Source organism: Aliigemmobacter aestuarii (assembly GCF_004799285.1).
In the GTDB taxonomy this organism is placed as follows: domain Bacteria; phylum Pseudomonadota; class Alphaproteobacteria; order Rhodobacterales; family Rhodobacteraceae; genus Aliigemmobacter; species Aliigemmobacter aestuarii.
Window position 1 is genome coordinate 62,327 of record NZ_SSND01000002.1, and the last position, 24,498, is coordinate 86,824.

Consider the following 24,498-nt stretch of genomic DNA (forward strand, 5'->3'; position numbering starts at 1 on the left):
CTTACCCTTTCATCCAAGGCAGGCGGTCAAGGTCCACATTGCCGCCGGTAATGATCACCCCGACGCGCTTTCCGCGGAAAACCTCGGGGTTCTTCAGGATCGTCGCCAGCGGCACGGCGCAGGACGGCTCGATCACGATCTTCATCCGCTTCCACGTCGTCTTCATCGCCTCGACGATCTCGTCCTCCTCAGCGGTCAGCACATCGGTGACGTGGTTCTTCACGAAATGCCAGGTCAGGTCCTTCAGCGGCACCTTCAGCCCGTCGGCCACCGTTTCCGGCGCGTCATCGGCGATGATATGGCCCGCGCGGAAGCTGCGTGCCGCATCGTCGGCGTTCTTCGGCTCGGCGGCATAGATCCTGACCCCCGGCGCGATATTGGAAAGCGTCAGGCACGTGCCCGAGATCATGCCACCGCCCCCGATCGGCGCCACGACCGCCTCCAGCCCCTCGACCTGCTCCATCAGCTCGCGCGAACAGGTGCCCTGCCCCGCGATCACGCGCGGATCGTTGTAAGGATGGACGAATTCCGCCCCCGTGCGGGCCTGAACCTCGGCAAAGACCGCCTCGCGGCTGGTGGTCGAGGGTTCGCATTCCGTGATCTGACCGCCATAGCCGCGCACGGCATCCTTCTTGGCCTGCGGCGCGGTGCGCGGCATCACGACATGGCAGGGAATGCCCCGCCGACCGGCCGCATAGGACAGGCTCAGCGCATGGTTGCCGCTGGAATGGGTGGCCACACCCTTCGCCGCCTCCGCGTCGCTCAGCCCGAAAACCGCGTTGCAGGCCCCGCGCACCTTGAAGGCGCCCGCCTTCTGGAAGTTCTCGCACTTGAAGAACAGCTCCGCCCCCGTCAGCGCGTTCAGATAGGACGAGGTCAGCACCGGCGTGCGGTGAACGTAAGGGCGGATCCGCTCATGCGCCGCGATCACATCGTCAAACTCGGGGATCACCATCCCCTCCATCGTCTTCATCTCAAGCCCTTTCATTCTGGCTCAAATATCCTCGGGGGGTCCGGGGGGCAGACAGCCCCCCGGCCTTCCCGCCTATTCCGCCGCCATGGCCAGCGCCGGCACGCTGCCGCGGAACCAGTCCTGCGCCGCGGCCACGCCCGATCCAAGCCGCACGTTCCAGCCAAGATCGGCCATGCACATCTCGGCCGTCGCCAGACCCGACAGCACCATCACGTCGGTCAGCATCCCCAGATGTCCGATGCGGAACACCTTGCCCGCGACCTCGCCCAGACCCACGCCGAAGGCCATGCCGTACTTGTCGGCGGCCAGTTTCACGAGGTCGGTGCCGTTGCAGCCCTCGGGCACGACAACCGCCGTCACCGTGTCCGAGAAAAGATCGGGCGTCGCCGCGCAGGGGCGCATGCCCCAGGCCGCCACCGCCCGGCGCACGCCTTCGGCCAGCCGATGATGGCGGGCAAAGACGGCCTCCATCCCCTCGTCCTCCAGCATCTCGACCGACCGGGCGAGGCCGGCGATCAGCCCCACCGCCGGGGTGTAGGGATAGCCACCGGCGGCATAGGTGCGCGCCATGTCGCGGAAGTCGAAAAAGGTGCGCGGCAGGGTCGCGCTTTCCATCGCGTCCAGCGCCTTGCGGCTGACACCCACGATGGCCAGGCCCGCGGGCAGCATGAACCCTTTCTGGCTGCCGGTCACGGCGATATCGACGCCCCAGCCGTCCATCTCGAACGGCATGGAGGCGATCGAGGACACGCCATCGACGAACAGCATCGCCGGGTGGCCGGCGGCATCCATCGCACGGCGGATGCCCGCGATGTCCGACCGCACGCCGGTTGCGGTTTCGTTATGGGTGGCCAGCACGGCCTTGATGCTGTGGCCCGTGTCGGCCCGCAGCGCGGCCTCGATCGCGGCCAGCGGCGCGCCCTGACCCCAGGGCGTTTCGATGATCTGCACCTTCAGCCCGTGGCGCTGGCACATGTCGATCCAGCGGTGGCTGAACATGCCGAAGCGCGCGGCCAGCACCGTATCACCGGGGCTGAGCGTGTTGGTGATCGCCGCTTCCCATCCGCCGGTGCCGGTCGAGGGGAACAGGAAGACTTCGCCCGTGGCCGTCTTCAGGATGCGCTTCACACCCTCCAGCGCAGGGCGAAAGACCTTGCCGAAGGCCGCCGAGCGATGGTCGATCGTCGGCATGTCGCAGGCTTTGCGAAGGGCTTCGGGAATGTTGGTCGGGCCGGGAATGAACACCGGGTTCTGCAGGGACATGGCCGCCTCCGTTCAGGATCTGCACACAGACTATGCGCCCGGCCACCCACCTGCAATTTTTTCGAAAAAATTTTTCATCATGCACGGTCTTCCAGATTGCCTGCGCAATTTCATGGTGTTATGATTTTTTCACATGATGGTTTACGTTTTCAGAAAGTAAAAAATGGTGCAGAAACCTGTCCCGCGCCCGCGCGGCCGGCCCAAGGCCTTTCATGACAAGACAGACCAGAACACCGTGCAGTCGCTGGACCGCGCGCTGTCGCTCTTGGAACGGCTGGCAGCGTCCTCGGGGATGACTCTTTCGGAACTGGCGACCGATACGGACGAATCCGTGGCGACCGTCTATCGGGCGCTTGTGACGCTCCAGACGCATGGCATGGTCGAGGCAGAGGAACCCGGACAGGTCTGGCATGTCGGCGCCGGGGCGTTCCGGGTGGGGTCGGCCTTTCTGCGGCGCACCAAGATCGTGGAACGGGCGCGGCACCCGATGGACAGACTGATGCGGGAAACCGGGGAGACGGCCAATCTTGGCGTGGAATCCGGGGATCAGGTGCTGTTCGTCAGCCAGGTCGAGACGCATCAGGCGATCCGCGCCTTCTTTCCGCCCGGCACGATGGGACCGATGCATGTGTCAGGCATCGGCAAGGCGCTTCTGGCGTGGTATCCACCGGAAAAGGTCGCGGGGATCGTGGCGCGGCGCGGGCTGGAACGGTTCACCAGCCTGTCGATCACCAGCGAAACGGCGCTTGCCCGTGACCTCGCGCGCACCCGCGACCGTGGCTTTGCCATCGACGATCAGGAACGCACCGAGGGCATGCGCTGCGTGGCCGCCCCGATCTTCAACGCGCATGGCGAACCTGTGGCGGGCCTGTCTGTATCGGGCCCCGCCTTCCGGGTGGGGCTGTCCGACACCGCCCGACTGGGCGAGATGGTGCGCGCCGCCGCAGACCGCGTCACCGACGCGACCGGAGGCTCTCAACCAAGCTGAGCGGCCCTGGCGTGAAGATGCGCCACCAGTTCCGCATCAAGCCCCAGGCGCGCGGCCAGCATCGCCAGATAGCCCTTTTCAGCGGCGCCTTCGGCGTTCACCACCAGAAGCGAGGCAGCATAGATTTCCGCCGCTTCCTGCGGCGTGCGCGCGAGGCCCGCGATGCGCCCGACATCCAGCGGCGAGTCGAGTTCCGCCGCGATCAGCGACTGTGCCTCGGCATCAAGGCCAAGCTGGCCCAGCTGGGCGTTGATCCGCTGATGTTCGGTGGGGGTGACATGGCCATCGGCCTTTGCGGCCGCGACCATCGCCTGAACCAGCCGTTCGGCCAGGTCGTTTGCCGCCACGGCATCGGTCGGCAGGAAATCGGGCGAGGGTTCGGGCAGGGCAAGCGGTTCATCGGGCCTTGCCGCCGCAGCGCTCTTTCCGGCCTTCCAGTCCTCATAGGCCTTGTAGGCCAGCCCGCCGATCAGTGCAGCGCCGCCCACCTTGAAGCCGGTTCCGACCAGCTTGCGGGCATTGCCCGACAAGAGCACGCCCAGAAGCCCGCCGGCGATGGCCCCCTTGGTCAGCGTCGACTGGCCGTCCCAGGTTTCCTTCGCCTTGCGCGCTAGCCCCCCGGCCCCGGCCCCGCCGGTCATGTCCTTGGCATTGGCGAACAGGCTGTCCAGCAGCGAACGGGCATTGGTCATGGTGATCGGCTCCTTCATGGCGTCTTGAATGGATATGGGGGCTGATCGGCGCCATGCAAGGCGGCCCGAAGCCGGGCGAAAGAATCGCTTGTCAATTTCTGACTGTTTTAATATGATTTCTTTCATTCCCACGCCAGCCCTGCGGGCAAGCCCGGGTCTTTCACCGCAGGAGACGCCCATGTTCACACGAACCATGACAAGACTGGCCCGGGGCTTTGCCCCCGACCACCACGACCTTTCCGACCTCCTCCGCCTTGCCTTTGACGGCGGCCTTGATGCGCTGTCGTTCCCGGTGGGCGATCTGGAACGCCTGATCGACCGCGTGGAGGGCACCGCATGAACGCCCGACCCGAATTCCTGACAGCGATGGCCCCGACGATCCCTGTCCATAATGCCAACGCGCTGGTGGGCGAAGGGAATGTCGCGCACATCCTGCTGAACGGGCAGGTCTATACCTTGCGGATCACGCGGGCGGGCAAGCTGATCCTGACGAAATGACAAGGGCGGGTCATGGACCCGCCCTTTCCGAAGGCCCGCCATCGGACGGGACCGGAAATTCCCGCCAAGATTGATCGACGCGCCCGTCTTGCGCCCTGTGATCGGGCGCAGGTCATCCCGGTCATCTTGCCTGCGGTCAGACGCGACATGTCGGCAAACGGCAGTCAGGTGACGCTGCTTCGTATGCCGTCGATCCCGCCGGGGATAGACTGCACCGCGGGGAAGCCGGCGTCGGCCGGGGCAGAGCGGAGGGGGCGCATCATGGACGGCAAGGAAACGCAGGCACCGGCGCGCGGACGCGGGCGGCAGGCCCGGCAGGCGGAACGCGCCCGCAAGGGCGGCGGCATGGGCCGCCCCTACATCCAGCGCAACATCCCCACCTACGACGTGATGTCCGAGGAAAACCTGATCCGGATCGAACAGGCCGCGGACCGGATCCTTGCCGAAGTGGGGATCGAGTTCCGCGACGATCCTGTTGCGCTTGATCACTGGAAACGGGCGGGCGCCACTGTCGACGGCCTTCTGGTGAAGTTCGAACCCGGCATGCTGCGCGAGATCCTGAAGACCGCGCCCGCCGAATTCACCCAGCACGCGCGCAACCCTGCCAATTCGGTGCGGATCGGCGGGCGGAACGTGGTGTTCTCGCCTGCCTACGGATCGCCCTTCGTGATGGACCTCGACCACGGCCGCCGGTTCGGCACGATCGAGGATTTCCGCAACTTCATCCGGCTGGCGCAATCCAGCCCGAACTTTCACCATTCGGGCGGCACGATCTGCGAACCCACCGACGTCGCGGTGAACAAGCGGCATCTGGACATGGTCCACGCCCATATCACCCTGTCCGACCGCCCCTTCATGGGATCGGTCACCGCCGAGGATCGGGCCGAAGACAGTATCGAGATGGCGCGCATCGTGTTCGGTCGCGATTTCGTCGAGGAAAACTGCGTGATCCTGGGCAATGTCAACGTCAACTCGCCCCTGGTCTGGGATGGCACGATGACGCTTGCGCTGCGCGCCTATGCGCGGGCGAACCAGGCGGCGGTGATCGTGCCCTTCATCCTGGGTGGCGCGATGGGGCCGGTGACCAGCGCGGGCGCGATCGCGCAATCGCTGGCCGAAACGATGGCCGGCTGTGCGCTGACGCAACTGGAACGGCCCGGCGCGCCGGTGATCTTCGGGAACTTCCTGTCGTCAATGTCGCTGCGGTCGGGCAGCCCGACCTTCGGCACGCCGGAACCGGCGATCGGCAGCCAGGTGATCGGCCAGCTGTGCCGCCGCCTCAACCTGCCGCTGCGCTGTTCGGGCAATTTCACCACCTCGAAACTGCCCGACGCGCAGGCGATGACCGAAGGCACGATGTCGATGCTGGCCGCGATCCATTGCGGGGCCAATTTCATCCTGCATTCGGCGGGCTTTCTGGATGGGCTGCTGTCGATGTCCTATGAAAAGTTCATGCTGGATGCCGATCTTTGCGGGGCGCTGCACAGCTATCTTGACGGGATCCGGGTGGATGACAACCAGCTTGCCGTCGATGCCTTCCACGAGGTCGGCCCCGGCAACCACTTCTTCGGCTGCGCGCATACGATGGCGAATTACGAAACCGCCTTCTGGGACAGCGACCTGGCCGACAACGACCCGTTCGAGAAATGGGAGGCGAACGGATCCCACGATGCGGCGTACCGGGCGAACAGGCTCTGGAAACAGCGGCTGGCCGAATTCGAACCGCCCCCGCTGGAAACCGGCATCCGCGACGCGCTGGACGATTTCGTCGCGCGCCGGAAATCCGAGGTTCAGGACATGTGGTACTGAACGAAAAACGCCCGGAGCTTCCTCCGGGCGTTTTCCTGCCGGGTTGCGGCGGGGCGGTTACTGCATTTCCGCCGCGCGCTTGGCGTTCACGGTCGCCTCGGCCTGGGCCACGGCGGCGTTGAAGGCGTCAAGCACCTCGGGCCCGCCCTTCACGTTCGCCTTGAACCAGTCGAACACCGGTGCGACGGCATCCTTGAAGGCGGCCTTTTCGGCGGGCGTGGGCACATAGATCTCGCCACCCGTGGCCTTGAAATCCTGGTAGGCCTGGATTTCCTTGCGCTTCGGGCTGGCAAAGGTCGCCTGCTGAAGGGCGGCGAAACCGTCCAGAACGATCTGCTTCTGGTCATCGGTCAGCGACATGAAACGGTCATTGCCCATCCACCAGAAGGCGCCCATGTAGCTGTGACCGTCCAGCGTGATGTATTTCAGCCCGGCATCGGGGAACTTCATGCTCATGATGTCGGTGATCCCGTTGGCGGTGCCTTCGACCACGCCGGTCTGCAAAGAGGTGAAAAGTTCCGGCCAGGCGATCGGCGTGGGCGACGCGCCCAGGGTGGTGGCCAGCGTCTGCGGCAAGTCCGCGGGAACGGTGCGCATCTTCAGCCCCGCCAGGTCGGCGGGCGCGACGATGCGCTTCTTGGTGTTGGCATAGTTGCGCCAGCCGCCGGTGTTCCCGATCGTCATCAGGCGGATCTTGTCGCCACTGTCGGCCATCGCCATCGCGCGCAGCTTCGCGGTGAAATCGGTGTTGGTCAGCACCTCTTCGGCAACGCGGTCATCGCTCATCAGGTAGGGCAGGTCCAGCACCTGGATATAGGGGAACAACCCCGCCGCCCCGCCCGAGGTCGAGATGTAGATGTCGATCGACCCGTCGGCCACGCCTGCAAGGCATTCGTCGCCCTTGGCGCAAAGCTGGGTGCCGATGAACAGTTCGACCGCGATCGCGCCGTTCGAGGCGTTCTCGACATAGTTCTTGAACACCACGAGGCCGTCGTAATCCTCGTCCTGTTCGTTGGAATTGGCCGTGGCGCGCAGCGTGATGTCCTGTGCCAGCGCCGCCCCGGCAGTGCCCGCCAGAAGCGCGGCCAGCGCCAGGGATTTGAGTGTGGATTTCAGCATCGTTTCCTCCCGTTTGGTCTTCATCTGTGGTGTCTTCCGGATCAGTTCACAAATCCCGTCAGCCGCGGGATCGTCAGGGTCAGGGCGGGGAAATAGGTGATCAGCAGGATCACCAGGAACTCCACCGCAAGGAAGGGCAGCGCCGCGCGGGCGATCGTTTCGACCCGCAGCCCGGAAACCGACGAGGTGACAAACAGCACCAGCCCCATCGGCGGCGTCAGCAGGCCCACGGTCAGGTTCACCGCCATGACGATGGCGAAATGCACCGGATCGACACCCAGTTCGATGAAGATCGGCCCAAGGATCGGGCCAAGGATGATGATCGCGGGCCCGGCATCGAGGAACATGCCTACGATGAACAGCAGCAGGTTGATCAGCAGAAGCAGGATCAGCGGATTGTCCGACAGGCCGAGGATGATGGCGGCCAGCATCTCGGGTGTGTGGGACAGCGACGCGACGGTCTTGAAGGCCATCGCCGCCCCCACCAGCAGAAGCACAACAGCCGATGTCAGCCCGGCCCGTGTCAGGACGTCCGGAAGGTCCGACAGGCGCATGGTGCGCATCACGAAGAGGCCGATGATCAGCGAATAGCCCACCGCCACCGCTGCCGCCTCGGTCGGCGTGAAGACGCCGCCAAGGATGCCGCCCAGGATGATGACCGGCGTCAGCAGGGGCCAGATCGCGCGCAGGCTGGCCTGACCGCGTTCGCCCCATGTCGCCCGCGTCGTGGCAGCCGGCAGGTCATAGCGGTCGGCCATGAAATGGATGACCAGCATCAGCCCGCCGCCGATCATGATCCCCGGCACGATCCCGGCAAGGAACAGGGCGGCGACGCTTTCGCCCATGACATAGGCATAGATGATCATGATGCCCGAAGGCGGGATGATCGGCCCGATGATGGAACTCGCAGCCGTGATGGCGGCGGCGAAACGGCGGGTGTAGCCCTGCTTTTCCATCGCCGGGATCAGCATCGACCCAAGCGCCGAGACATCCGCCACGGCCGAACCGGACAACCCCGCGAACAGCATCGAGGACAGCACGTTCACATGCGCAAGGCCGCCGCGCAGGTGGCCCATCATCGCCTGGCTGAATTCGACCAGCCGCACGGTGATGCCCGCGCGGTTCATCAGTTCGCCCGCCAGCATGAAGAACGGGATCGCCATCAGCGGGAAGCTGTCCATCCCGTTATAGACGTTGCGGTAAAGCAGGACGATGTCGCGTTCCTGCCCGTTCAGCCACAACAGAAGGCCGGGTGCCGCGATCAGCCCGAAGAACACCGGCAGGCCGATCAACAGGAAGACAAGGAACAGGGGCAGGAACAGCGACAGCATCATTCGGCCCCAAGGCTTACGCTGTGGGGAATGGGCGGCAGCCTGTCACCCGCGCCCAAAAGCTCGGCCAGGTTGCGCAGCACAAGTTCCACCGCGACCGAGATCAGCAGCACTGCCCCCACCACGAGCGAGGCCATCATCCACGCCTTCGGCACCTTGACCCACTGGCTGAAATCCAGCGATGCCGGCACGTTCAGGCTGTCGGTGGAGAAACGGCCGCCAAGCCCGGTGACCTCGGACCAGCCGATCCGCAGCGCGGCCACGAGAATCAGCAGCGAAAGCCCTAGAAGCAGCAGGTTCAGAACGGCCCCGGCACGCCGTGGCAGAAGCCGGGTCAAAACCTCGATCGCCACGAAGCCACCGCGCCGGAAGGCCGTGGGCGCCATCAGCCCGACGATCCACAGCATCAGGAAGCGTGCGGCTTCCTCGGGCCAGGCCAGCGCGCTGCCCAGCACATAGCGGAAGAAGACCTGCGCCAGGATGATCGCGACCATCAGGGCCAGAGCGGTGGCGCCCGTGGCCCGGCCAAGCGCCAGAAGGGCCGCGTTGACCGCGCCCAGGCCTCTGGCCATGGCTACCAGTGGCGTCATGCCGTCCTCCCTGTTCCGGCCCCCCTCCGGGCCGGGGTCTTACACCCTGTCGGCAAAGGCGCCGTAGCGCCCGCCGGAAAAAACAAGCGGCGCCCCTTCGCGCCAGGCCGCCCGAAGCACACGCCCCACGACGATCAGGTGATCGCCTCCCTCGTGGGTGGCATGCTGGACGGATTCGAACCGTGCCAGCGCCTGCGGCAGGACCGGCACGCCTTCGGGGTTCATCTCGAACGAAAGCCCGTCAAAGCCCGCTCCGGACCGCGCGAAGCGGCGGCAAAGGTCGATCTGGTCCTCGGCCAGGATATGAATTGCGAAATGCCGCGCGCCTGCGAAGGGCGCAAACCGGCTGGACGACCGCGCGGGCGCCCACAGAACCAGCGGCGGATCAAGCGACAGGCTGGTGAAACTGTTCGCCGTGAATCCCATCGGGCCATCGGGACCGTCGATCGTGACGACCGTCACGCCCGTCGCAAACCGCCCGAACGCATCGCGCAGGTGGCGCGGATCCGCCCCTTCCGCCTCGAACACCCGTTCCGTCATACCACCGGTTCCACCATCAGCCATCGTCATCCCTCACGGTACCTCATGCCCCAGGGCATGAGTGTAGAGTTCAAACCACGTCTGGCGATCCATTTCGACACGACAGGCATCGGAAATCCGCGCGATCCGCTCCAGGCTGTTCGTTCCCAGGACCGGAATGACCCTCGCCGGGTGCCGCAACAGCCAGGCCACGGCCACTGACGACCATTCCACGCCCTGCTCGCCCGCGATGCGTTGCAGCGCCTCGCGCAGCGGTGCGCCGGATTCCGCCAGAAGCCGGCCACCCCCCAGCGGGCTCCAGGCCATCGGCGCGATCTCGTTTTCCTGAAGAAACGCAAGATCCCCGTTGGTAAAGGCCTCATGGGCAGACAGGCTCAGTTCGATCTGGTTGGTCGCCAGATCGGTTTCCATTGCCGATTGCAGCAGGCTGAAATCCCACGGCCGGAAGTTCGACACGCCGACCGCCCGCACCTTGCCCGAGGCCACAAGCGCATCAAGCGCCTCGCCGGTCTCGAAATGATCCATCAGCGGATCGGGGCGATGGATCAGCAGAAGGTCGATCCGGTCGGTGCCAAGGTCACGCAGCGATGCCTCGACGCTGGCGGCGATATGGGCGGCCGTGGTGTCGTAATACTTCACTCGCCGGTCGGCATAGCGACCGACTGGCGCGACGATGTCGCATTTGGTGACGATCTGCATCCGGTCACGCAGCTGCGGCGCGGCCTTCAGCGCGGCGCCGAGGATCGCCTCGGCGGTGTAGCCGCCATAGATGTCGGCCTGGTCGAAGGTCGTGATCCCCTGATCCAGACAGGATTCGACCTTGGCCTGCACATGAGCGGGGCTTGTGTCGCGGTCATCCCCCAGCCGCCACATGCCATAGACCAGACGCGACAGCGAAACCGTGCCCAGATCGACCATTTCCATCAGCGGCGCGCTCCGTTTCCAAGGGGGGTGGCGGGGGTTTCGGCCGGCACCCGGCCATAGGCATGAGGCAGCGAACAGGTCTTGATCTGCGGCAATACCTTGGTTCCGAAGTGGTCGCATTCATCCAGATGCGGATAGCCCGACAGGATGAAGGCGCGGACGCCCATCTTGCGGTATTCCTCGATCTCGCTCAGGACCTGGTCGGTGGACCCGACAAGCGCCGCGCCACAACCCGACCGCGCCCGCCCGATCCCTGTCCACAGATGCGGTTCCACATAGCCGAACTTGTCGGCAAGTTCGCGCGCCCGCGCCTGATGGGCCACGCCAAGCGAGATCGAATCATGCGCCCGGTCACGGATGACGCGGCCGTATTCATCGTCCAGCCTGCTGACCAGATGTTCGGCGTATTCCCGGGCCTCGGCCTCGGTGTCGCGGACGATCACATGCACCCGCAACCCGTAATCCAGCGTCCGGCCATGCGCGGCTGCCCGCGCCGCGACATCGCGCATCCGTTGCGCGATCATCTCTTTCGGTTCGGGCCACATCAGATAGACGTCGCATTGCGCGCCGCACAGTTCCAGCGCATCGGGGCTGTAGCCGCCGAAATACAGAAGCGGGCCGCCGTTCTGCTGGTAGGGTTTCGCCGGATCGGCGGGCAGGCGGCTGATCTTGTAGATCTCGCCGTCATATTCGATCTCGTCCCGCGTCCAGGCCTGGCGCAGGATTTCCACCACCTCGTGGCTGCGGCGATAGCGATAGGCGCTGTCGGCCACCTCGCCGGGGAAGTCCGAGGAAATCACGTTCAGCGTCAGCCGGCCCTTCAGCATGTGATCGAGCGTCGCCACCGTGCGCGCCAGCATGACAGGCTGCACCTCGCCACAGCGGATCGCGGCCAGAAAGTTGATGTCGGACGTGATCGGCGCGCAGCCCGCGACGAACGAAAGCGTGTCCTGCCCCACCTGATAGGAAGACGGGCAGAGGATGTTGCGAAAGCCGTGGCCCTCGGCCCGCCTCACGATCGACGAACAATGATCCCAGCTTGACCTCAGCCGCCCGTCCGGCACACCCAGATATTCGTAATCGTCCGAACAGAGCGCCGCGAACCAGCTGACCTCGCAGGCGTCAAGGTCGGGCGAGGTGATCGGAACGATGGTCATCGAATCTGTCTCCGGCTTCCACTTCACACTTGCGTAGCACCCGCTTTGATGTAGATCAATAATGTATCAATTTCTGGTTTGACCGCATGAAGGCGCCCGGCTCCCTCCCGCTCTACCTTCAGATCAGCGAGCTTCTGATCCGCGATATCGCGTCGGGGCGGCTGATCGACGGCGAACGCCTGCCACCAGAACGCGAGATGGCGGCGCAACTGGGCATCGCCGTGGGCACCCTGCGTCAGGCCCTGGCCGATCTGGCCGACAAGGGCCTGCTGCACCGGGTGCAGGGATCGGGGAACTACATCCGGGCGAAGGCCGATCCCTCATCGGTCTATGCGATGTTCCGGCTGGAACTTGCGAAGGGCGGCGGCCTGCCCACGGCGCGCGTCCTGTCGGTCGACAGGCTGCCCAAGGACCCGCGCCTGCCCGATTTCGGCACATCACCCGACGGCCACCGCATCCGCCGCCTGCGTTTCCTGTCCGGCACCGTCGCGGCGGTCGAGGAAATCTGGCTCGACGGCAGCTATATCGACCGGATCACCCCCGACGACCTGTCGGAATCGCTTTACCTGTTCTACCGCGAACGGCTGAACCTTTGGATCGCGCGGGCCGAGGATCGCGTCGGCCAGGGGCCGTTGCCGGATTGGGCGCCGCCCGAATTTCCACACCCTCCGGGCACGCCCCTGCCGCTCATCACGCGCGTATCCTGGGCGCGCGACGGCGAAAGGGCCGAGGCCTCCTTCACCTGGTACGATCCGGCGACGACACGCTACGTCGCCCGCCTGAAATGAGGAAAAGAACGTGAAGCCAATGCGTTACGGAATCATCGGTTGCGGCATGATGGGGCAGGAACACCTGCGCAACATCGCCCTTCAGGATGGCGCGGACGTGGCCGCCATTCTGGAACCCGATCCGGACATGGCGGCGACCGCCGCCGCGATGGTGCCGGGCGCGCGGATGGTCGGATCCATCGCCGAGCTTCTGGCGGTGGAGGATGTGACCTGCCTGCTGATCGCAAGCCCCAATTACCTGCACCTGGCTCAGCTTGAAGAGATTGCCGCGATCCGGCCCCTGCCGATCCTGGTGGAAAAACCGCTGTTCACGGATCCCGCGGATGGCGCGCGCCTCGCCGCGCTGCGCGCCGCCTATCCGGCGCCGATCTGGGTCGCGATGGAATACCGCTACATGCCCCCGGTCGCCCATCTTCTGGCCGAGGCACCCGCAGCTACCGGCGGCGTCCGGATGCTGACGATCCGCGAACACCGCTTTCCCTTTCTGGAAAAGGTGGGTGACTGGAACCGCTTCAACCGCAATACCGGCGGCACCCTGGTGGAGAAATGCTGCCATTTCTTCGACCTGATGCGCCTTGTGGCAGGTTGCAACCCGGTCCGGGTGATGGCCTCGGGCGGGCAGGCGGTCAACCATCTGGCCGAACACTATGACGGCCGGACCCCCGACATCTGGGACCACGCCTATGTGATCGTCGATTTCGAAAGCGGCATGCGGGCCATGCTGGAACTGTGCATGTTCGCCGAAGGCAGCCGCTATCAGGAAGAGATTTCGGCCGTTGGCCCATTGGGCAAGATCGAATGTCTGGTGCCCGGCCCGGGGCGGTTCTGGCCAGCCGACCTGGGCGAGCCGCCGGTCCCGCAGGTGATCGTCAGCCCGCGCACCCCCAAGGGCCCCCGCGTTCTTCAGGTGCCGGTGGACCCGGCGCTTCTGGCGGCAGGCGATCACAACGGTTCGACCTTCTACCAGCATCGCGGCTTTCTGCAGGCGGCGCGCGGAGAGGGCACGATCGACGTGACCCTGACCGATGGATGGTGGGCCGTGGCCATGGGCATGGCCGCACAGGAAAGCGCCCGGACCGGCGAGGCGGTGGAATTCCACGGCCTGCCCTACGTGCCGCGCTGACAGCGGCGAAAACGCCTTATGGCCCGCAAGCCGCGCGCCGGTGCGCCGTGTGCGGGCGGGTGGTTCAGAGGAATTCGGAAAGTGGTGGCGAGGGGGGGACTCGAACCCCCGACCCCGCGATTATGAGTCGCGTGCTCTAACCAGCTGAGCTACCTAGCCACTGGCGGGGTGGGTATTGCAGGGGGCGGCGGGCGTCAAGAGGGAAATGCACCCGGATCCGCACCGGGGGCGTCCTCTGGACACGGGCCCGCTGTCGCGGACGGTTGCGGATTGGCGCACCGCGCCGCCCTGCCCCGCCACCCGTTCGGCATCAGCGCCGCGCCCGCCCTCACAGCGTCTGCGCCAGCGGTCCGTCCGCATCCTCTGCCACCGGATGCGCCACGCGCGGTCGGCCCGATGCGGTGACCGAAACGGTGCCTTCGATGAACATCGGCTTGCCCTCGATCTCGGCCTCGCGAATGTCGCGACGGGCGGCGACCTGCAGATCCTCGGCCCCGGCGCGGCGGGCACGGCCTTCGGCATCCGCGCGCAACGCGGCCTCGAGCGCATCAAGCGCCGTGTCGCGGTCGTTGAAGATCTGCACCCCGTCGGGCATGTGCGCGGCAAAGCGGCCCTCGGCCGGGCTTGTCACGATGCCGGTCGCGCGCTGGCTGACCTGACCCACCACGGCGCCGATGGCATTGGCCACGCCCGCATGTTCCGGCAGGATCATCCGGCACCCCAGAAGATCGCCCACCGCGCCGTAATAGGACGGTGCCGAGGCGCCAAGGCCCACTACCGGCACGCCAAGCCGGGCGCTGATCTCGACCACGCCGCGATGGCCGCGCAGCCCGGCCAGCAATAGCCCGTGGCGCGCCAGCCCAGCCGCGTCCTCGCCGGCAAAGACGGGATCCTCGGCAAAGGCCGCTTCCAGAAGGCACTCTGCCGTCTGCCGCGTCAACTGGTCGATGATCGCCTGCGCAAGTTGCGCCGGATCGGTCGAAAAGCGTTCACCCCGGCCGTTGCGCCGCCGCCCCAAGAGCCGCAGCGCCTTTTCCGATGCCTGCCCGTCCCATGCCGCCAGCCGGCCCAGAACATGGCTTGCGTCCGAGGGCGTGACGCCGGACAGCATCACCAGACCCCGCGCGACAAGACGTTCAAGCGCCGCCACCTCAAGCCGCGAGGTGATCGCCCGCGCCACGGGCATGGCCCTGCCGATCCTGGACAGAAGCACCGCCTCGCGCGGGGTCAGCCCTTCGGCATGCCCGCCCATCGGCAGGACGAACCGGCCATCGAATTCGCCCGCCGTCTCGGTCGAAAGCGCACGATCGAGTTCGGCGTGAACCATCGGCCCGTGATCGACCGCCATGAGCGACACCGGGATCAAGCGGCGCGGACCAAGGCGCAACCCGCCCTCAAGCCCGCTGGTCAGAAGATGCACCTCGCTGTCGCCGCCAAGGCCGGTCGTGCGCATCGCCACCGCCTCGACCATGGTGCGGAAGCCGCCGACGCGCGCGCCCTGCGGGTCGATTTCGGGCAGGCCGTCTTTCAGCAGCGCGACATCGGTCGTCGTGCCGCCGATGTCGGACACCAGCGCATTGGCCTCGCCGGTCAGCCAGCGCGCGCCGACGATACTGGCGGCGGGGCCGGAAAGGATCGTCTCGATCGGCCGTTCGCGGACCATCGCGGCCGAGATCAGCGCACCGTCCCCCCGCACGACCATCAGCGGGGCATGGATGCCCACCTCGGCCAGATGCCGTTCGCAGGCGGCCACCAGACGGTCGATCATCCCGATCAGCCGGGCGTTCAGAACGGCGGTGAGCGCGCGTTTCGGTCCGTTCAGGTTGGCGGAAAGTTCATGCGAACAGGTCACCGGCCGCCCGGTCACGAGTCGGATCAGGTCGCGCGCGGCGATCTCGTGGGCGGGGTTGCGGGTCGCAAAGCTGGAGGCCACGGCAAAGCCCATCACCTGCGGGCCAAGGCGGTTTGCCTCGGCCTCGAGCGCGGCCAGATCAAGCGGGGCAACCTCGGCCCCGGCGTGGCTGTGGCCACCGGCAAGGCGGATCACCGGATCGCCGCCCAGGGCTTCGGTCAGGCCGCCCCGTTCAAGATCGGAATCGCCGAAGCCGATGAAGACCAGCGCCACGCGCCCGCCCTGCCCTTCCACCAGCGCGTTCGTCGCCAGCGTCGTCGACAGCGACACAAGCGCGATCTCGGCGGCCGAAACGCCCGCCTCGGTCAGCGCGGCATCGACCGCCCGCCCGATCCCCAGGGCAAGGTCGGCGCGAGTCGTCAGCGACTTGGCCGAGCCGATGACCCGGTCCGCCGCCTCGTCGAGGATGACGGCATCGGTATAGGTGCCCCCGGTATCAACCCCAAGGAAATAGGCCATCGCGCATCCCGCCCTGTTCTGTCTGCCCTGTCCTGCCTTCTGGCAGATAGGGCGTTGCGGCGGAAGGGTCAGCCCTTGAAGCGACCTGTTCTGTCGCTCTGCGACCAGTCGGGCGGCGGGCCGTGCCCTTCGGATCACGCGGCTGTGGCAGCCTGCCCTCTCGCCATCGCAGCGCTTCGCCGCTAGAGAGGCGGAAAAACCACGGGTATCCCGACCGATGCAGCCTGCCCCTTCCCTGCCGTTGGTGAAAGACCTTGTCCTGATCGGCGGGGGGCATGCCCATGCGCTGGTGCTGCGGATGTGGGGCATGCGGCCGCTTGCGGGCGTCAGGCTGACGGTCATCAACCCCGGCCCCGCGGCCCCCTATACCGGGATGCTGCCGGGGCTGATCGCCGGGCACTACCGGCGCGAGGACATCTTCATCGACCTGGTCCGACTGGCGCGGTTCGCGGGCGCACGGGTGATCCTGGATCGCGCCGAGGGCATCGACCGGGACAGCCGGCACGTTCTTCTGTCCTCTGGGCGGCGCGTGGCCTATGACGTCGCCTCCATCGACATCGGCATCGCCTCGGGCCTGCCGGGCACGCCCGGTTTCTCCGATCATGCCGTGGCGGCGAAACCCCTGGGGCATTACGCCGACCGCTGGCGCGATTTCGTGGCCACCTGCGGGGCCGAGCCGCTGATCACCGTGATCGGTGGCGGGGTGGGCGGGGTGGAGCTTGCGCTGGCCTCGGCCCATCGGCTGACATCCGAAGGCCACCGCCCGCGCGTGACGCTGCTGGAACAGGCGCCGGCCGTGCTGCGCGACATGGGCGAAGGCACGCGGCGCAGGCTTCTGGCCCGCGCCCGCGACTACGGGATCGAGATCCTGACGAACACGACCGCCGCGCGCATCGCGGCGGATGCGGTGCATCTGGCCGACGGGCGCGTGCTGCCCTCGGATTTCACCCTGTCGGTGGCGGGCGGTCAGCCGCAGGCCTGGCTGGCAACGACCGGACTTGACCTGACCGACGGGTTCCTGACCGTGGGGCCCACGCTTCAGACATCGGACCCGGCGATCCTTGCCGCGGGCGACACCGCGCATCTGTCGCACGCCCCGCGCCCGAAGGCGGGGGTCTACGCCGTTCGCGAGGCGCCGATCCTGTTTGAAAACCTGCGCGCACTGCTCGCGGGCAAGTCGACCTTGCGGTCCTACCAGCCGCAAAAGGATTACCTCAAGCTGATCTCGACCGGCGACCGGCGCGCCGTGGCCGACAAGTTCGGCCTCAGGGCGGGCGGCGGCTGGCTCTGGCAGTGGAAGGACCGGATCGACCGCAAGTTCATGGCGAAATTCGCCGATTACCCCGCGATGCCCGCCTTCCCCCTTCCCGCCGAGCGCGCCGAGGGCGTGGTCGAAGCCCTGGGGCCGAAACCGCTGTGTGGGGGGTGCGGGGCCAAGGTGGGTGCGGCCGACCTGTCGGCGGCACTCGCCCATCTTCCGGCGCCGCGGCATGGCGACGTGATCTCGGGGCCCGGCGATGATGCCGCGATCCTGACCCGCCCCGACGGCGGGTTCGAGGTGATGACGACCGATCACCTGCGCGCCTTCTGGGACGATCCCGGCCTGTTCGCGCGGCTGACCGCCATCCACGCGCTTGGCGACATCTGGGCGATGGGGGCGCGGCCCCACGGCGCGCTGGTGCAGGTCACGCTGCCGCGCCTTGCCGCGCGCCAGCAAGTCGAAACCCTGCGCGAGGTGATGGAGGCGCTTTCGGCAACGCTGGCCGAGGCGGGAGCCGATATCCTGGGCGGTCATTCCAGCATCGGCGCGGAACTGTCTGTGGGCCTGACGCTGACCGGACGGGCCGGCCATATCGTGACCAAGGGCGGCGCGCGGCCGGGCGATGCCCTGATCCTGACCAAACCGATCGGGACGGGCACGGTCCTTGCCGCCGAAATGGCCCGCGCACTGCTGCCCGGCCAGATCCTTGGCGAACAGGTGGCGGCCTGCCTTGCGGTGATGGACCGGCCCCAGCACCGCGCCGCCGCCATCCTTGCGCCCGTGGCCCATGCGATGACCGACGTCACCGGATTCGGCCTTGCCGGGCATCTTCTGGAAATCCTCGAAGCCTCCAACGCGGGCGGGCGCCTCGCGCTGCCGTCGGTGCCGATGCTGCCGGGGGCGGTGGCGCTGGCGCGGTTGGGCCATGCCTCTAGCCTCGCCCCGGCGAACCGCGCGGCCTTCGCCCCGCGCATGGCCTTCACCGACGGCGCCGAGGCGGCACTTCTGTTCGATCCGCAGACCTGCGGCGGGCTGCTGGCGGCGGTTCCCGAAGACCGGGCGGACGAAACGCTTGCACGCCTTGCCGATGAAGATCATCCCGCGACCCGCATCGGCACGATCACCGAAGGGCCACCGCAGCTTTGGGTCGACGATGCCGGCTGACCGGGGAACGGGCGCCGCGGCCTAAAGCCCCGCGATCGCCCCCGCCAGATCATCGGCCAACGCGGGCAGGGCGGCGGGGGCAAGCGAGGCCACCGCCACCTCGGTCACAGGCACGGCCATCCGGGCGCGATGCTTGGCATAGCGCGGGTCGTAATGCCGTTCCATCAACGCATCCGCCAGCGCCTGCATCTGCCCGGCCTCGGCAAGCGCGCGCCACTCCGTGATCACCTCGGCGGCATACATCGGGCGCATCCGTTCGATCACCTCGACCAGTCGCACAGGATCGGCGACCAGATCGGCATAGGCGCGCGTCAGATAGGCGGCGCGTTCCTCGCGCGGGGCGGCGATCGCCACGCGCGGCGCCTCGACCATCGCCCGCCACAGGCGCGGCGGCAGGCGGCAGTTCCCGACCTTGGAGCTTTCGGCCTCCACCACCACGGGGCGCGCGGGATCGAGACCGGCAAAGGCCAGCGCCAGCCCCGCCTCGAAGGTCTTCTGCGACGGCTGCCCGCCCGGCATCGCGCCAAAGAGCGACCCGCGGTGCCGGGCGATCCCCTCAAGGTCGATCACCTGCACGCCCTGCGCCGCCAGAAGCGCCAGCACCTCGGTCTTGGCCGAACCGGTGTTGCCATCCAGCACGATCACCCGCGAAGGCACGGGCCGGTCATATACCGCATCCACCACCAGATGCCGCCAGGCCTTGTACCCCCCGGCGATGGTTTCCACCCGCCAGCCGACCTGCGACAGGATCGTGGCGAATGACCCCGAACGCTGCCCGCCCCGCCAGCAATAGACCAGCGGGCGCCATCCGCCGGGCCTGTCGGCCAGCGGCCCCATCAGATGGGCGGCGGCGTTCTTCGCCACCAGCGCCCCGCCGATCTTGCGCGCGTCAAAAGGGCTGACCTGCTTGTAGATCGTGCCGACCCGCGCGCGTTCCTCGTCATCCAGAACCGGCAGGCTGATCGCGCCGGGGATGTGATCCTCGGCATATTCGGCGGGGGCGCGCACGTCGATGATGTCATCGAAGCCATGCGCCGCAAGATCGGAAAGAGAGGTCAGGGTGATCGCCATGGCGCGCTTCTATCAGGCCCGCGCGGCGCCGGAAATCCCTCTGGTTCTTTGCCGCGGTTTCGGCAAGGATCGCGCCGGATTCCCCTTATGGAGGCGAAGCGCGCCATGTCCCTGATCGCTGATCTGAAAGACGCCATCGGGGCCGACCATGTGCTGACCGGGGCGGATCTGGCGCGGTTCCGCACCGACTGGACATCGCATTACACCGCCGATCCGGTGGCCGTGGCGCGCCCCGGCACGACCGCCGAGGTCGCCGCCTGCCTGCGCATCGCGGCCCGTCATGGCATGCCGGTGGTGCCCGTGTCGGGCCTGACCGGCCTTGTCGGCGGGGCGATGACGACCGGCGGGCTGATGATTTCGGTCGAGCGGATGAACCGCATCCGCGAAATCCGCCCCGAAGCGCGGATCGCCATCGTCGAGGCGGGCGTCGTTCTGGACCGCCTGCACGAGGGGGCCGAGGCCGCGGGGTTGTACTTCCCGCTCTGGTTCGGAGCGCGCGGGTCGGCAATGATCGGCGGCGTCCTGTCCACCAACGCGGGCGGGTCGAACGTGCTGCGCTACGGATCGACGCGGGCGCTTTGCCTCGGGCTTGAGGTTGTGCTGGCCGATGGCCGCGTCCTGAACCTGATGAGCGAGTTGCACAAGGACAACTCGGGCTATGACCTGAAACAGCTTTTCATCGGGGCGGAAGGCACCCTGGGCATCATCACGGCGGCGGTGATGAAACTGGTGCCGCGCCCCCGCGCCCATGCCACCGCGACACTGGCCGCCCGCAGCCTGCCCGATGCGCTTGCCCTGCTGAACCGCCTGCAAGAGGCGACCGGCGGGCAGGTCGAAGCCTTCGAATTCATGCCCGACACCTACATGCGCCGCCTTGTCGAGGCGCGCCCCGACATTGGCGAACCCTTCACCCCGCGCCATGCGGTCAACATCCTTGTCGAGGTGGGCGCCACCGCCCCGCGCGATTCAACCCCCGACGAGACGGGCGCGCTGCCCGTGGTTTCGCTGCTTGAGGAAACGCTGGCCGGGATGATGGACGAGGGCATGGTGCTGGACGCCCAGATCGCCCGAACCGAAGCGCAGCGCCGCACGATGTGGCAGCGTCGGGAACTCGCGGCCGAGATCACCTTTGCCCGCAAGCCCGCCATCGACACCGACATCGCCATGCCGCTGGACCGGGTGGCGGAATTCCTTGACCGCATCCACGCGCGCCTGCCCGATCTCGATCCGGGGGCGGAAACGCTGACCGTGGCCCATCTGGGCGACGGCAACCTTCATTTCACCGTATTTCCCGCCCGGCAGGACGACACCATCGCCGATGAGGTCTTCGAGGCGGTCGAGGATGTGGTGCAGGATCTGGGCGGATCCTTCAGCGCCGAGCATGGCGTCGGCCTGTCGAAGCTGAATTCGATGCGTCGGCGGAAATCACCGGTCGCGCTGGATGTGATGCGGGCGATCAAATCCGCGCTGGACCCCGAGGGAAGGATGAACCCCGGCAAGGTCATCCCCTCGGCCTGAGCCCCCGCGATGATCCCCGGAACGCTGTCGATCGTCCTTCGCAACCCCACGCTGCGGCTGGTCGCGCTGACCGTGCTGGGGGTCGGTGCGGTCAACGCCTCGCTTTACCCCTATCAGTCGCTGGTGGCGGTGCAGCGCGTGGGGCTGTCGGAGGCGGCTTTCTCGCTTGTCCTCGTGGTGGCGGCGGTCACCGGGGTTGCGGCCGCGCTGACCGCGGGCATCGTGACCGACCGCAAGGCGCGGCGGCGGCCCGCGGCGCTTTTGGCCAGTGGGGCAGCCCTGGCCGGGCCGCTGGCGATGTGGCTGCATCCCTCTCCCGTCACGCTGATCCTGTGCCACGGGCTGCTCATTCCCGCCTCGGCCTCGCTTTACGGGCAGGCCTTCGCGCTGGCGCGCCTGGCCTGTGCCGATCTGGCAGACCAGCGCGACGGCATCATCGCGACGCTGCGCGCCCTTCTGTCGCTGGCCTTCGTGGCCACGATGCTTTTGTGGTCTGCCGCCTTCAGCGCGGGCGCCGATGTGATGGCCGTCTATCCCGTCGCCACGGTCACGGCGCTTTGCCTCTTCGCGCTTCTCTGGGCGTTCTGGCCCAGGGACGGGCGCGGCACATGGCAGGATCAGCCCTCGGGCCTGTCGGTCATGCAGGCCCTTGGCGAACTGGCGCAGCCCTCTGTCCTGATCCGGGTGGCCCTTCTGGGGGCGATCGCGGCCGGTCCGGTGCTGTACCTGGCCCTTGCGCCCCTCGTGTTTGACGCCGCGGCAGGGCGGGACGCGGCGGATGTGGCACTTTATGTGGGCATGGTCGCGGGGTGGGAGGTGCCGTTCATGCTGTTGCTCGCGCTGGCGCTGCGCCACCTGTCGCGCGGCACGCTGATCGCCCTTGGAGCGGCGGTCTATGCCGCCCATGTGGTGCTGATGCCGCTGCTGGTCGGCTCGCCCCTGATCTGGGCCGTCCCGGTTCTGGCCGGGATCGGCGGGGCGGCGATCCTGACCTTGCCCCTGTCCTACCTTCAGGACCTGCTGTCGGCGCGGCCCGGCACGGCAAGTGCGCTTCTGGCGGTGCAGAAGGTGGTGGGCGATACGCTGGCCGCCGCGGCCTTCGCGATCGGCACGCTGGTGCCAGGCTACATGCTGGCGGCGGTGATCGGCGGCGGCGTGATGGTCGGCGGGGCGGTCGCGCTGATGGTGCTGGACCGCCGGCGCCTCAGCGCCAGCTGAAGAAATCCTTCGGTGCCTGCGACAGCAGATGCCGCGCCATGTCGGCCCCCATCGCCGCGCCATCGGCAATCGCCCCGCGCGCCTCGGCGCGGATCACGTCCGATCCGTCGGGGCGCAGGATTTCCCCCCTGAGCCAGAGCCTGTCGCCTTCCAGGATCGCAAGCCCCGCGATCGGCGTTTCGCAGGACCCGTCCAGCGTGGCCAGGAACGACCGTTCCGCCGCCAGCCGCTGGCCCGTCGGCCCGTCATGGATCGCGGCAAGCATCGCCTCGACCCGCGCATCGTTCGCACGGCGTTCGACCCCGATCGCGCCCTGCGCCACGGCGGGCAGCATCTCGTCCGGTTCGATCGCCGAGCGCGCGACATGCGCAATGCCCAGACGGTTCAGCCCCGCCATCGCAAGGAAGGTGGCCACCGCGACGCCATCCTCAAGCTTTTTCATCCGGGTCTGCACGTTGCCGCGGAATTCCACCAGCTTCAGGTCGGGCCTGCGATGCGCCAGTTGCGCGCGCCTGCGCAGGCTGGACGAGCCGACCACCGCGCCTTCCGGCAGGTCGGCCAGCCGCGCCACATGGGGCGAGACAAAGCCGTCGCGCACATCCTCGCGCGCAAGGTAGCAATCCAGCACCAGGCCCTCGGGCTGGACCGTCGGCATGTCCTTCATCGAATGAACGGCGATGTCGATCCCGCCGTCCAGCAGCGCCTCTTCGATCTCGCGCGTGAACAGCCCCTTGCCACCGATTTCCTTCAACGCCTTGTCCAGCACCTGATCGCCCGTGACCTTGATCACCACGACCTCGAACGCCGCCTCGGGCAGGTCGAAGGCCGCCATCAGGCAACGGCGCACCTCGTGGGCCTGCCACAGCGCCAGCGGACTGCCGCGCGTGCCGATGCGAAGGGGATGGGCGGGGGTGGGAAGCGGATGTGTCATGCGACATCCCTACCCGTGGCAAATGCGCCTGACAACTCCCCCTTGCCTTGACACGGGGCCGCAGGACCGTCAGGCAAGGGTGACAGCGACATTTGGGTGATCCATGGCCGAAAAACTGATCCTGCGCGCACTCCGCGGCGAAACCCTGCCCACTCCGCCGATCTGGATGATGCGTCAGGCCGGGCGCTATTTGCCCGAATACCGCGCCACCCGCGCGCAAGCCGGGGATTTCCTGTCGCTCTGCTACAATCCCGAGCTTGCGGCCGAAGTGACGTTGCAGCCGATTCGCCGCTACGGCTTCGACGCGGCGATCCTGTTTGCCGACATCCTTCTGCTGCCGCAGGCCCTGGGCCCGGACCTCTGGTTCGAGACGGGCGAAGGCCCGCGGATGGAAACCACCACCACGATGGAACAGGTCCGCGCGCTGAAGCCGACCGCCGCCATTCACGACACGCTTTCCCCGGTCTACGAAACGGTGCGCATCCTGTCGCGCGAACTGCCGCGCGAAACCACCCTGATCGGTTTCGCCGGTGCCCCCTGGACGGTGGCCACCTACATGATCGCCGGGCGCGGATCGAAGGATCAGGGCGCGGCCCATGCGCTGAAGAACACCGACCGGGCCACCTTCGAGGCACTGATCGACCGGATCACCGAGGCCACGGTGGAATACCTGTCGGCCCAGATCGAGGCCGGGGCCGAGGTGGTGAAGCTGTTCGACAGCTGGGCCGGCTCGCTGAAGGGCGCGGATTTCACCGATTTCGCCGTCAGGCCCGCCGCCACGATCATCGCCGCGCTCAAGGCCCGCCACCCCGGCATCCCGATCATCGCCTTCCCGCGCGAGGCGGGCGAGGGATATATCGGCTTTGCCCGTGCCACCGGCGCCGATTGCGTGGCGCTGGACAATTCCGTGACGCCGGAATGGGCCGCCGAACATGTCCAGAAGGATGGCTGCGTCCAGGGCAACCTTGCGCCCGAACACATGGTGACGGGCGGTCAGGCCCTGATCGACGCCACCCGCCGGGTGGTCGAAGCCTTCCGGCGCGGCCCGCACATCTTCAACTTGGGCCACGGGATCACGCCCGATGCCGACCCGGCAAATGTGCAACTGATGATCGACACGGTCCGGCGCGGCTGACCGACCGCCCGCGCCGCCCATTTCCTGGCCGGGG

Annotated in this window: 22 protein-coding genes and 1 tRNA gene; 10 read left to right on the forward strand and 13 right to left on the reverse strand. The window is 67.3% G+C overall.

From position 1 onward, the window contains the following. Position 1: 1 nt before the first annotated feature. Positions 2-988 carry a beta-hydroxyaspartate dehydratase BhcB gene (gene bhcB, locus E7811_RS09150; RefSeq protein WP_394345611.1) on the reverse strand — a complete coding sequence of 329 codons (987 nt, stop codon included), beginning with the start codon at positions 986-988 and terminating at the stop codon, positions 2-4. A 57-nt stretch (positions 989-1,045) separates the two neighbouring features. Further along, on the reverse strand, positions 1,046-2,236 hold the full coding sequence (gene bhcA / locus E7811_RS09155; protein ID WP_136394343.1) for an L-aspartate--glyoxylate aminotransferase BhcA: 1,191 nt from the start codon (positions 2,234-2,236) through the stop codon (positions 1,046-1,048). Positions 2,237-2,399: 163 nt separating this feature from the next. On the opposite strand from bhcA, the gene bhcR reads away from it, so the two are divergent. Continuing rightward, entirely contained in the window at positions 2,400-3,224 is an 825-nt protein-coding gene (gene bhcR / locus E7811_RS09160; RefSeq protein ID WP_136394344.1) for an HTH-type transcriptional regulator BhcR, read from the forward strand. Here bhcR and E7811_RS17895 read toward each other — a convergent pair. Beyond that, the gene (locus tag E7811_RS17895) at positions 3,212-3,916 is read right to left on the reverse strand and encodes a tellurite resistance TerB family protein (RefSeq protein ID WP_168732975.1); all 705 of its coding nucleotides are present in this window, start codon (positions 3,914-3,916) and stop codon (positions 3,212-3,214) included. The genes bhcR and E7811_RS17895 overlap by 13 nt on opposite strands. A 178-nt stretch (positions 3,917-4,094) precedes the next feature. Here E7811_RS17895 and E7811_RS17900 point away from each other — a divergent pair, with 178 nt between their 5' ends. The 3 genes from E7811_RS17900 to E7811_RS09175 all read left to right on the forward strand — a co-directional run bounded on the left by E7811_RS17900 (position 4,095) and on the right by E7811_RS09175 (position 6,223). Further along, positions 4,095-4,256, forward strand: coding sequence for a hypothetical protein (locus E7811_RS17900; RefSeq protein WP_168732976.1), 162 nt, complete (start codon positions 4,095-4,097; stop codon positions 4,254-4,256). Next, positions 4,253-4,414, forward strand: a complete 162-nt coding sequence (gene hemP, locus E7811_RS09170) for a hemin uptake protein HemP (protein ID WP_136394346.1) — start codon at positions 4,253-4,255, stop codon at positions 4,412-4,414. The genes E7811_RS17900 and hemP overlap by 4 nt, the downstream gene beginning before the upstream one ends. Positions 4,415-4,675: 261 nt before the next feature. Beyond that, the gene (locus tag E7811_RS09175; protein ID WP_136394347.1) at positions 4,676-6,223 is read left to right on the forward strand and encodes a trimethylamine methyltransferase family protein; all 1,548 of its coding nucleotides are present in this window, start codon (positions 4,676-4,678) and stop codon (positions 6,221-6,223) included. Positions 6,224-6,280: 57 nt separating this feature from the next. Here the strand turns inward: E7811_RS09175 and E7811_RS09180 are convergent, their stop codons facing one another. Genes E7811_RS09180 through E7811_RS09205 form a run of 6 tightly spaced genes read right to left on the reverse strand, consistent with a single transcriptional unit; the run spans position 6,281 to position 11,884 of the window. Beyond that, on the reverse strand, positions 6,281-7,342 hold the full coding sequence (locus E7811_RS09180) for a TRAP transporter substrate-binding protein (protein ID WP_136394718.1): 1,062 nt from the start codon (positions 7,340-7,342) through the stop codon (positions 6,281-6,283). 41 nt (positions 7,343-7,383) lie between these two features. After that, positions 7,384-8,673 carry a TRAP transporter large permease gene (locus tag E7811_RS09185; protein ID WP_136394719.1) on the reverse strand — a complete coding sequence of 430 codons (1,290 nt, stop codon included), beginning with the start codon at positions 8,671-8,673 and terminating at the stop codon, positions 7,384-7,386. Further along, positions 8,673-9,263, reverse strand: coding sequence for a TRAP transporter small permease (locus E7811_RS09190; RefSeq protein ID WP_136394348.1), 591 nt, complete (start codon positions 9,261-9,263; stop codon positions 8,673-8,675). The genes E7811_RS09185 and E7811_RS09190 overlap by 1 nt, the downstream gene beginning before the upstream one ends. A 39-nt stretch (positions 9,264-9,302) precedes the next feature. Continuing rightward, on the reverse strand, positions 9,303-9,803 hold the full coding sequence (locus tag E7811_RS09195; RefSeq protein WP_136394720.1) for a flavin reductase family protein: 501 nt from the start codon (positions 9,801-9,803) through the stop codon (positions 9,303-9,305). Positions 9,804-9,836: 33 nt separating this feature from the next. Then, the gene (locus E7811_RS09200) at positions 9,837-10,727 is read right to left on the reverse strand and encodes an aldo/keto reductase (RefSeq protein WP_136394349.1); all 891 of its coding nucleotides are present in this window, start codon (positions 10,725-10,727) and stop codon (positions 9,837-9,839) included. Next, positions 10,727-11,884, reverse strand: a complete 1,158-nt coding sequence (locus E7811_RS09205; protein WP_136394350.1) for an LLM class flavin-dependent oxidoreductase — start codon at positions 11,882-11,884, stop codon at positions 10,727-10,729. Before E7811_RS09205 ends, E7811_RS09200 begins: the two co-directional genes overlap by 1 nt. A gap of 86 nt (positions 11,885-11,970) precedes the next feature. On the opposite strand from E7811_RS09205, the gene E7811_RS09210 reads away from it, so the two are divergent. Then, positions 11,971-12,672 carry a GntR family transcriptional regulator gene (locus tag E7811_RS09210; protein WP_136394351.1) on the forward strand — a complete coding sequence of 234 codons (702 nt, stop codon included), beginning with the start codon at positions 11,971-11,973 and terminating at the stop codon, positions 12,670-12,672. A gap of 19 nt (positions 12,673-12,691) precedes the next feature. Further along, complete coding sequence (locus E7811_RS09215) at positions 12,692-13,795, forward strand: Gfo/Idh/MocA family protein (RefSeq protein WP_136394352.1); 1,104 nt, start codon at positions 12,692-12,694, stop codon at positions 13,793-13,795. Between the two features lie 82 nt (positions 13,796-13,877). Here E7811_RS09215 and E7811_RS09220 read toward each other — a convergent pair. Next, positions 13,878-13,954 (reverse strand) — tRNA-Met (locus tag E7811_RS09220). Between the two features lie 169 nt (positions 13,955-14,123). Then, positions 14,124-16,166: a hydantoinase/oxoprolinase N-terminal domain-containing protein gene (locus E7811_RS09225; protein WP_136394353.1), complete on the reverse strand. Its 2,043-nt coding sequence runs from the start codon at positions 16,164-16,166 to the stop codon at positions 14,124-14,126. Between the two features lie 244 nt (positions 16,167-16,410). Here E7811_RS09225 and selD point away from each other — a divergent pair, with 244 nt between their 5' ends. Beyond that, entirely contained in the window at positions 16,411-18,591 is a 2,181-nt protein-coding gene (selD, locus tag E7811_RS09230) for a selenide, water dikinase SelD (RefSeq protein ID WP_246020343.1), read from the forward strand. Between the two features lie 21 nt (positions 18,592-18,612). Here the strand turns inward: selD and mnmH are convergent, their stop codons facing one another. Then, positions 18,613-19,662 (reverse strand): tRNA 2-selenouridine(34) synthase MnmH, encoded by a 1,050-nt coding sequence (gene mnmH, locus E7811_RS09235; RefSeq protein WP_136394355.1) that lies wholly within the window; start codon positions 19,660-19,662, stop codon positions 18,613-18,615. A gap of 105 nt (positions 19,663-19,767) precedes the next feature. On the opposite strand from mnmH, the gene E7811_RS09240 reads away from it, so the two are divergent. Further along, entirely contained in the window at positions 19,768-21,180 is a 1,413-nt protein-coding gene (locus tag E7811_RS09240; RefSeq protein WP_136394356.1) for an FAD-binding oxidoreductase, read from the forward strand. 9 nt (positions 21,181-21,189) lie between these two features. Beyond that, a complete protein-coding gene (locus tag E7811_RS09245) occupies positions 21,190-22,398 on the forward strand; it encodes an MFS transporter (RefSeq protein WP_136394357.1) in 1,209 nt (402 codons plus the stop codon). Here E7811_RS09245 and hemC read toward each other — a convergent pair. Beyond that, a complete protein-coding gene (hemC, locus tag E7811_RS09250) occupies positions 22,385-23,329 on the reverse strand; it encodes a hydroxymethylbilane synthase (protein WP_136394358.1) in 945 nt (314 codons plus the stop codon). The genes E7811_RS09245 and hemC overlap by 14 nt on opposite strands. A gap of 103 nt (positions 23,330-23,432) precedes the next feature. Here hemC and hemE point away from each other — a divergent pair, with 103 nt between their 5' ends. After that, on the forward strand, positions 23,433-24,464 hold the full coding sequence (gene hemE / locus E7811_RS09255) for a uroporphyrinogen decarboxylase (RefSeq protein WP_136394359.1): 1,032 nt from the start codon (positions 23,433-23,435) through the stop codon (positions 24,462-24,464). Positions 24,465-24,498: the final 34 nt, after the last annotated feature.